General features: G+C 63.6%; 7 protein-coding genes. All 7 read right to left on the bottom strand.

The window, feature by feature from the left end:
* A partial coding sequence (locus tag C1D09_RS30815) for a Tex-like N-terminal domain-containing protein (RefSeq protein WP_143977719.1) occupies nt 1-1,683 on the bottom strand: 1,683 nt, incomplete at its 3' end.
* 127 nt (nt 1,684-1,810) lie between these two features.
* A complete protein-coding gene (locus C1D09_RS30810; protein WP_143977718.1) occupies nt 1,811-2,992 on the bottom strand; it encodes a serine hydrolase domain-containing protein in 1,182 nt (393 codons plus the stop codon).
* A gap of 33 nt (nt 2,993-3,025) precedes the next feature.
* A complete protein-coding gene (locus tag C1D09_RS30805; RefSeq protein WP_143977717.1) occupies nt 3,026-4,222 on the bottom strand; it encodes a serine hydrolase domain-containing protein in 1,197 nt (398 codons plus the stop codon).
* A gap of 61 nt (nt 4,223-4,283) precedes the next feature.
* A complete protein-coding gene (locus C1D09_RS30800) occupies nt 4,284-5,318 on the bottom strand; it encodes an extracellular solute-binding protein (RefSeq protein WP_143977716.1) in 1,035 nt (344 codons plus the stop codon).
* Between the two features lie 22 nt (nt 5,319-5,340).
* Nucleotides 5,341-6,141, bottom strand: coding sequence for an ABC transporter permease (locus tag C1D09_RS30795; RefSeq protein WP_143977715.1), 801 nt, complete (start codon nt 6,139-6,141; stop codon nt 5,341-5,343).
* Nucleotides 6,134-7,054 (bottom strand): ABC transporter permease, encoded by a 921-nt coding sequence (locus tag C1D09_RS30790; protein ID WP_143977714.1) that lies wholly within the window; start codon nt 7,052-7,054, stop codon nt 6,134-6,136. The genes C1D09_RS30795 and C1D09_RS30790 overlap by 8 nt, the downstream gene beginning before the upstream one ends.
* A complete protein-coding gene (locus C1D09_RS30785) occupies nt 7,054-8,148 on the bottom strand; it encodes an ABC transporter ATP-binding protein (protein ID WP_143977713.1) in 1,095 nt (364 codons plus the stop codon). The genes C1D09_RS30790 and C1D09_RS30785 overlap by 1 nt, the downstream gene beginning before the upstream one ends.
* Between the last annotated feature and the right edge of the window lie 28 nt (nt 8,149-8,176).

Here is an 8,176-nt window from a genome sequence, read left to right as displayed (position 1 = left end):
GCCATTGGCGATGCGCAGGAAGCCCGCGGATTGTTCGAATGCGCGCGGCCCCAGCCGCGACACCTTGAGAAGGTCCTTGCGGCTGGCGAAGGGGCCGGTCGCATCGCGATGCGCGACGATGGCGTCGGCAAGCGATGCGCCAAGACCGGACACCCGCGCCAGCAGGGGCGCCGAGGCGGTGTTGAGATCGACCCCGACCGCGTTGACCGCGTCCTCGACCACCGCCTCCAGCGAGCGGCCGAGCCGATACTGGTCGACATCGTGCTGGTACTGGCCGACGCCGATCGATTTCGGCTCGATCTTGACCAGTTCGGCCAGCGGATCCTGCAATCGCCGCGCGATCGACACGGCGCCGCGCAGCGACACGTCGAGGCCGGGGAATTCCGCCGCCGCCGTCGCTGAAGCCGAATAGACGGAGGCGCCCGCCTCGCTGACGATAACCTTGAGCGGCTTCGGCCCGCCGTCGAAAGGCATGTCGGACAGCATGTCCGCCACCAGCTTTTCGGTCTCGCGGCTGCCGGTGCCGTTGCCGATCGAAATCAACTCGACCTTGTGCACGCGGATGAGCTTGGCGAGTTCGGCCTGCGTGCCGCGCACATCGTTCTTCGGCGGGAACGGATAGACCGTCGTCGTCGCCACCAGCTTGCCGGTGCCATCGACCACGGCCACCTTGACGCCGGTGCGGATGCCGGGATCGAGCCCCATGGTCGGCCGCGACCCAGCGGGTGCGGCGAGCAGCAAATCCTTGAGATTGCGGGCGAAGACGTGGATCGCCTCTTCCTCGGCCCGCTCGCGCAGATCGCGCATCAGATCGAGCGTCAGGTGCAGCGAAAGCTTGATGCGCCAGGTCCAGCCGGCGACGTCCATCAGCCAGCGGTCGCCGAGCAGGCTGCCGCCGATGGCGTAGGCGTTGGCGATCATCCGTTCGACCGGTTTCACCGGCGACGCATCGTCGGCATCGACCTCGATGTCGAGCGACAGCACCTCTTCGTTGCGGCCGCGCAGCATGGCCAGCGCGCGATGGCTCGGCACGTTTGCCCAGCGCTCGACATGGTCGAAATAGTCGGAGAATTTAGCGCCCGCCTCCTGCTTGCCGTCGACAACCCGGGCACGCATGAAAGCGCGTTCCTTCATGTAGGCCCGCAGCTTGCCGACCAGATCGGCATTTTCGGCGAACTGTTCCGACAGGATGTCGCGCGCGCCTTCAAGAGCCGCTTTGGCATCGGCGACCTCTCCGGTGACATAGGCGAGTGCCAGTTCGGCGGGCACAAGTGAGCGATCCGCGAGAATGGCTTCCGCGAGCGGCCCCAGCCCACGCTCGCGGGCAATCTCGGCCTTGGTCCGGCGCTTCGGCTTGTAGGGCAGATAGATGTCTTCGAGTTCCGCCTTTGTGGCCGCCGCCGCGATCTTGGTCTCCAGTTCCTCGGTCAGCTTGCCCTGCTCGCGGATCGAGCCGAGGATGGTGTCACGGCGGGCGTCGAGTTCGCGCAGATAGGCGAGCCGCTCGGCAAGGTCGCGCAGCTGCGTGTCGTCCAGCCCGCCGGTCACCTCCTTGCGATAGCGCGCCACGAACGGCACCGTCGCGCCCTCGTCGAGCAATTCGATCGCCGCCGCCGCCTGTTCGGGCCGGGCCTTGATCTCGGCGGCGATGATGGCTGCGATGCGCTTGATGTCGGATGCCATATTGGTCCTGCTCTTGTCGAAAGAGCGGCGACCATAGGCGCACACGACCGTCCCGCCAACCGCGACGTTTTCACCCGCCGCGGCCGGTCCACAGGAAAGCATGCGTCAACGCAATTGCGCCCGACGGTCAGACCATCCGGCTCAGCGCCTCGAAGAAAGCGACGAGCTCTAGATCGAGCGGATCATCCACCGGCACCGGCTGCGACGACATCTTGGCGATGACCACCTCCGCCTTCGGATCGACATAGAGCCATTGGCCATGAATGCCGATGCCGCAATAGGCGCCGTTTTCGAAGCCCGTCTGATACCATTTGTTGCGGTAGCGGCCCTTCGGGAACAGCGGCTGCATGGCACCGCGCTGCCAGGCCTCGGAACTGCCGCCCGTGACCGTCGTATCGCGCACCCAGGCCTCCGGCACGACACGGCGTCCATTGGCCGTGCCGCCTTGCCGCATCATTTCGCCGATCCGTGCCAGGTCGCGCGGCGTCACGGAAATGCCGCCGGCGGTGCGGGCCGTGCCTTCCATGTCGACGCCGATCGAGGCCTCGCTGACGCCGCCCAGCGGCAGCCACAGCTTTTCGCGCATCAGATCGCTGAAGCGCTGGCCGGACGCCCGCTCCAACAGCAGGCCGAGCAGGTCGGAGTTGGGCGAACGGTAGCGGAAGGTCTGCCCGTGCGGCTCGGCAAGCCGCTGCAAGGTCAGGATGAATTCGCACAGGCTTTCCGTGCCGCCACCCGGATTCCACAGCGTGGCGCGGCGATAGCGGGCAAAGGCGCTTTCCGGGTCGAGATAGGCCTCCTCGAAATCGAGGCTGACGCTCATATCGAGCACGTGGCGGCAACTGGCATCGCCATAGGCCGAGCCGGCCGCTTCCGGAATGTAGGTCGCCACCGGCGCTTCCGGATCGAACACCCCCTCGCCTTCCAATATGCCGGCGATGATCGCGGTCACCGACTTGCTGATCGAGAAGATGATGTGGCGGGCGCCGAAATCCATGTGCGGTGCGAACCAGTCGCCGATCACCCTGCCACCCTTCATCACCGTCATCGCGTCGGTGCTGGAGCGCACCAGGAATTCGGCCACCGTCTCCGGCGTGTTGGCCACCGAAACCTTTTCGCCGAGCAAATCACCGAAATCCTTCGCGGGTGCCTCGGCGCCAGCCGATGCCGCGGCCACACGCGCGGTGGGCACCAGTTCGCCAAGGTTCTGGAACGACCATCTGTTGAACGGGCTTTCGCGCCAGTTGGAAAGCAGCACCTCGTTGCGGCGGAAGCCGTAGCGAATCTCGAACGCGGTCTTGCCGGTCATGGCGTTTCCTTCCGGGTCGTTTCTTGTGGGGGCCTAGAGCAGTGCGGCGGCGATGGCGTGAACGGCCTTCAGCGTGGCCATGGAGTAGGCGAGATTGCTGAAATCCGGCCAGGTCGAAAGCTTCACCACGACCATTCCTGTGTTCCAGTCGATATGGATCATCTGCCCGAACACGCCCCGGCACATCAGCGCGCGCGAATTGGGATCCTCGATCCAGAACTGGTTGCGGTAGCTGCCCTCAGGCAGGCTCGGGGAGAAATCAGGACCATGCTTGCCGTTGCGTGTCGCCTCGATCCAGTCCGCCGGAACGATGCCGCGGCCATTGTCGAGGATCAGCTGGCCGAAACGGCCATAGTCGCGCAGCGTCGCGTTGAAGCCGCCATCGGCCACCGCATAACCGGCGCTGTCGACGGTGAAGCAGGCGCTTTCGTCGGCGCCGAGCTTTTGCCAGAGTTCTTCGGAAACCAGCTGCGCCAGCCGCTTGCCCGTGACGCGCTCCATGATGAAGGCAAGCACGTCGGTCTCGATCGAGCGGTATTCGAACCTGACGCCATGCGGGCGAACAGTGTCTTTCAAGCCGAGGATCAGCTCGAACATGTGCGAGGGCCAGCGGAAACCCGGATCGCTGCCCGGCGGCACCGGCTTCCAGCCGGTGGCGACATCGACCTGGCCGATGTCGGAATAGCGGTCGGTATACTCTTCGGAAAAACGCACGCCCGTGGTCATGTCGAGCACATGCTGGACACTGGCGCCGGCCCAGCCTGTGGCTGCAAGCTCCGGCAGATAGGTGGTCACTGGCAGAGCCGGGTCGATCAGACCACGATCGATCAGGATGCCGAACACCGAACCGGTGACGGACTTCGCCATCGATTGTGACAGATGCAGCGTGCGCTCGTCCATGCCATTGAAGTAGCGCTCATAGGCAACCTTGCCGCCCTTGAGCACCAGGAAGCCGTCCGTGTAGGTCTCGTCGAGCAGCGCGGCGAGCGTCGAGGGGCGGCCCTCGCTGTCCTCGACCGGCAATCCGTCGAGGTCGAGCTCCGCACGTTCGAGACGATGGCGATGGCCATTGCCGCGCCAGACTTCGGCGGTCGGCAGGATTTCCCGGATGTGCTGGAACGCCCAGCGGTTCCATGGCGGCCGGTCCCAGTCGAGCTTCGGCGGCATCATGGCGGGCGGCGAGCCCTGCATGATCGGCGGCCGCGGATCGCTGTTGCGATAGGAGTCCATGAAGGCCATTCCCGGAAAGGAACAGACCCGGCTGCGTGCCGCCGGGTCTGGCACGCAGCGATTACTTCTGCAGTTCGGTCCAGATCTTGGTGTAGAGTTCCTGCGTTTCCGGCGCGCACATCTTCTGGAATTCGCCTTTCGGCTTGGCGTCGGCCGGAATGACGACTTCCGGCGCGTCCTTCATGTCGGCCGGCATGTATTTGTCGGAGCCGGTGATGGCGTTGGCGTAGCGGTGGAAGGCCGAGAGGCCGGCCGCGTTTTCCGGATCCATGATGAAGTTCTGGAACAGCTTGGCGTTCTCGACGTTCTTGGCTTCCTTCAGAACGACGACGTTGTCGCTCCACAGGCCGAAGCCTTCCTTCGGATAGTTGTAATGGATGGCCGCATTGGCCAGACGCTGGCGCAGTGCCGAGCCGTTCCAGTCGCTGGTTGCCTTGAAGTCGCCGGCGCCCATCTTCTCGATGGTGTTGTATTCCATCGCGATCCAGTTCGGCTTGGCCGCCACCAAGAGGTCACGCACCTTCTTCAGCACCGCCTTGTCGTCGGTGCATTGCTGGCCGCCGACATACTTGATCGCCGCGAAGATGACATCGTTCATCTCGGGAACGACATTGACCTTGCCCTTCAGCTCGTCGGGCGTGTTGAAGACGATGCCCCACGTATCGGCCGGCCCCTTGTAGGCATCGGTGTTGACGACGACGCCGATCGTGCCCCAGGCCCACGGCACCGAATATTTGCGGCCCGGATCGAATTCGGGATTGGCCCATTCCGGCGCAACGTTCTTGAAGTTCTCCATCTTGCCCGGATCGGTCTCGAGCAGGAGGCCTTCCTTGATCCAGATCGGCACGTAGGTCTGCGACGGCACGGCGATGTCGAAACCGGTGCCGCCCTGCCGGACCTTGGCGAGCGCGGTGTCGTTGGAATCGTAGTCGGTGATGCTCACCTTGATCTTGTATTTGTCTTCGAACTTCTTGATCACATCGGGGCTGGTATAGTTGCCCCAATTGTAGATGTTGAGCACGCCCTCGGCTCGGGCAAGGCCCGTCGAAGCGAGCAGCGCCAACCCCATGGCGGTCGCCATTGTCTTCCAGTTCATAGGTCTAACTCCCATTTCAGGTTCAGTCTCGTTTCCTGCTGACGAAGAAAAACAACGTGACGATCGCGACCGAAAGCAGCAGGAAGGCGGTCGATATCGCGTTGATCTCGGGTGTGACGCCGCGGCGGATCTGGCCGAGCATGTAGGTGGGCAGCGTGTCCTGGCCGCCCGATTTGACGAACTCGGTGATGACGACGTCATCAAGCGAGATGACGAAGGCCAGCATCAGCCCGGCCAGGATACCGGGCCACAAAAGCGGCAGCGTGATGCGGCGGAAGGTCTTCCACGGGGTCGCGTAGAGATCGGCCGCGGCGCGCTCGAGCGTCAGGTCCATATTCTCCAGCCGGGCCCGGATCGGCAGATACGCGAACGGGATGCAGAACGCCGTATGCGCGGCGATCAGGTAGCCGAGGCCGGAATAGCCGGTGAAGATCTTGATGCGCGAAAAGAAGATCAGCAGCGCCACGCCAGTGACGATCTCCGGCACCATCAGCGGCTGGTTGATTGCCGCGTATTTGAAGGTGAGCCCGGGATAGGGGGCGGTGCGCGTGGTGGCGAGTGCCGCCATCGTGGCGAAGATGGTCGACAGCACCGCCGCGATCGCACCGATCTGGAACGAGCGCAGCGTTGCGTCGATGACCTGCGTGTTCTGATACGCCGACTGGAACCATCGCAGCGAAAAGCCGCCCCATTCGGATGTCGAGCTCGCCGCGTTGAAGGCGTAGGCGACCAGCACGATGATCGGCAAATAGAGCACGACGAAACAGGTCGCCGCGATCGCCGTGAAGCCCGGCTGGTGCTTGATGGAGAAGTTGCTAGCCATGACGCACCCCTGACCTGCCGGCGTTGCGCACATAGGCAAGCAACGCCAGCATGACGATGACCATCACCGTGATCGACAGCGCCGAGCCAAGCGGCCAGTTGCGGCCTTGTCCGAACTGCAATTCGATCAGGTTGGACAACATCATGTTCTTGCCGCCGCCGAGCACGACCGGCGTCACATAGGCGCCGAGTGCGGGAATGAAGACCAGGATCGAGCCGGCAATGACGCCGGGCTTGACGAGCGGGAAAATGATCTTCCGCAGCACCTTGAAGCGCGTCGCGTAGAGATCGTAGCCGGCCTCGACCAGGCGGAAATCGAGCTTCTCCATGCTGGCGTAGATCGGCAGCACCATCAGCGGCAGGTAGACATAGGCCATGCCAATCAGGATCGCGGTGTCGGTATAGAGGATCTGGATCGGCGCCGAGATGATGCCGAGCTTGAGCAGGATCGTGTTGATGATGCCTTCGTTGCGGATGATCTGCAGCACCGCGAAGGTGCGGATCAGGAGGTTGGTCCAGAACGGGATGGTGATCAGGAACAGCCAGAGATCCCTGGTCTTCTCGCTGCGCGTCGCCATGAAATAGGCGGTCGGGAAACCGAGCGCCAAGGTGGCCAGCGTCGTCACAACCGCAAGCTTGATCGAGCGCCAGAAGATGGTGACATGCGCTACCGCGACTGAAAGCGTATCGTCGAAAATGTCACGTTCCATGAACACCGATATCCAGGCGTCGGGCGAAAACTGCCATTTCACGTCGCCATAGGCGCCGGGCGTCAGGAACGAGTAAACGAGCACGATCAGCAACGGGCCGGTCGCGGCGAGCAGGATGACCAGTAGCGCCGGCGCTGACAAAAGCCAGCGGTCACGGACATCGCGCCGTTCCGCTGCCTTGGCGACTTCTTCCGCGCTGGCCATCAGTCCCTCAGCACTTGCGCGGCGTCGTTGCCGATCAGGATGCCGACCTTGTCGCCGCGCTCGAAACCGCAGCCCGCGCTGCGCGTGTTCTGCTGGCGCACCGTGAAGGTGTCGCCGCTGTCGAGCTGGACATGGATATGCGTGTCGGTGCCGAAATAGACGATGTTTTCGACCGTGCCCGACACGTCTCCCTTGTCCTTGGTCAGCTTGGCATGCTCGGGCCGCACCACCACGGTGGCGTTGTCCTTCGGCTGGAACCCTTCGGCGACGGTCGCCTCGATGGTCGCCCCGGATTTGAGCGTCGCGCGCGCCTTGCCGTTCTCGACGCCCGATATGGCGGCGGTGAGGAAGTTGGTCTCGCCGATGAAGTCGGCGACGAAGCGCTCCGCCGGCTTGTCGTAGATATCCCAGGGCGAGCCGACCTGGAGGATCTTGCCCGACGACATCACCGCGATGCGGTCCGACATGGTCAGCGCTTCTTCCTGGTCGTGGGTGACGAAGATGAAGGTGATGCCGGTCTCGTGCTGCAGCCGCTTCAGCTCGATCTGCATCTCCTTGCGCAGCTTGTAGTCGAGTGCCGAGAGCGGTTCATCGAGTAACAGCACTTTCGGCTGCGGCGCCAGTGCCCGGGCCAGCGCCACGCGTTGCTGCTGGCCGCCGGAAATCTGGGCCGTGCGGCGACCGGCAAGCGCCTCCATCTTGACCAGTTTGAGCATTTCGGCGACGCGTGCCTTGATCTCGCCCTTGGGCTTGCCGAGCATCTCCAGGCCGAAGCCGATATTGTCGGCAACCGTCATGTGCGGGAACAGCGCGTAGGACTGGAAGACGGTGTTCACCGGCCGCTTGAAGGGCGGCAGCGGCGCGATGTCCTGGCCGTAGAGCAGGATCTCTCCGGCGGTTGGAAAGTCGAAACCGGCGATCAGCCGCAGAAGGGTGGTCTTGCCGCAGCCGGACGGTCCCAGAAGCGTGAAGAACTCGTTCTCGCGAATGGATACAGACACTTTGTCGAGGGCGGCGACCTGCCCCTCACCCGATCCGAAGATTTTACTGACGTTTACTACTTCAATCGCATTCCGATCCGGTTTGTCCGGCACGATTACGCCTCACTGTTGACCCCGCTCT

Source organism: Mesorhizobium intechi, from assembly GCF_002879535.1.
Lineage (GTDB): Bacteria > Pseudomonadota > Alphaproteobacteria > Rhizobiales > Rhizobiaceae > Mesorhizobium > Mesorhizobium intechi.
This window is presented reverse-complemented; position numbering and strand designations above follow the sequence as displayed.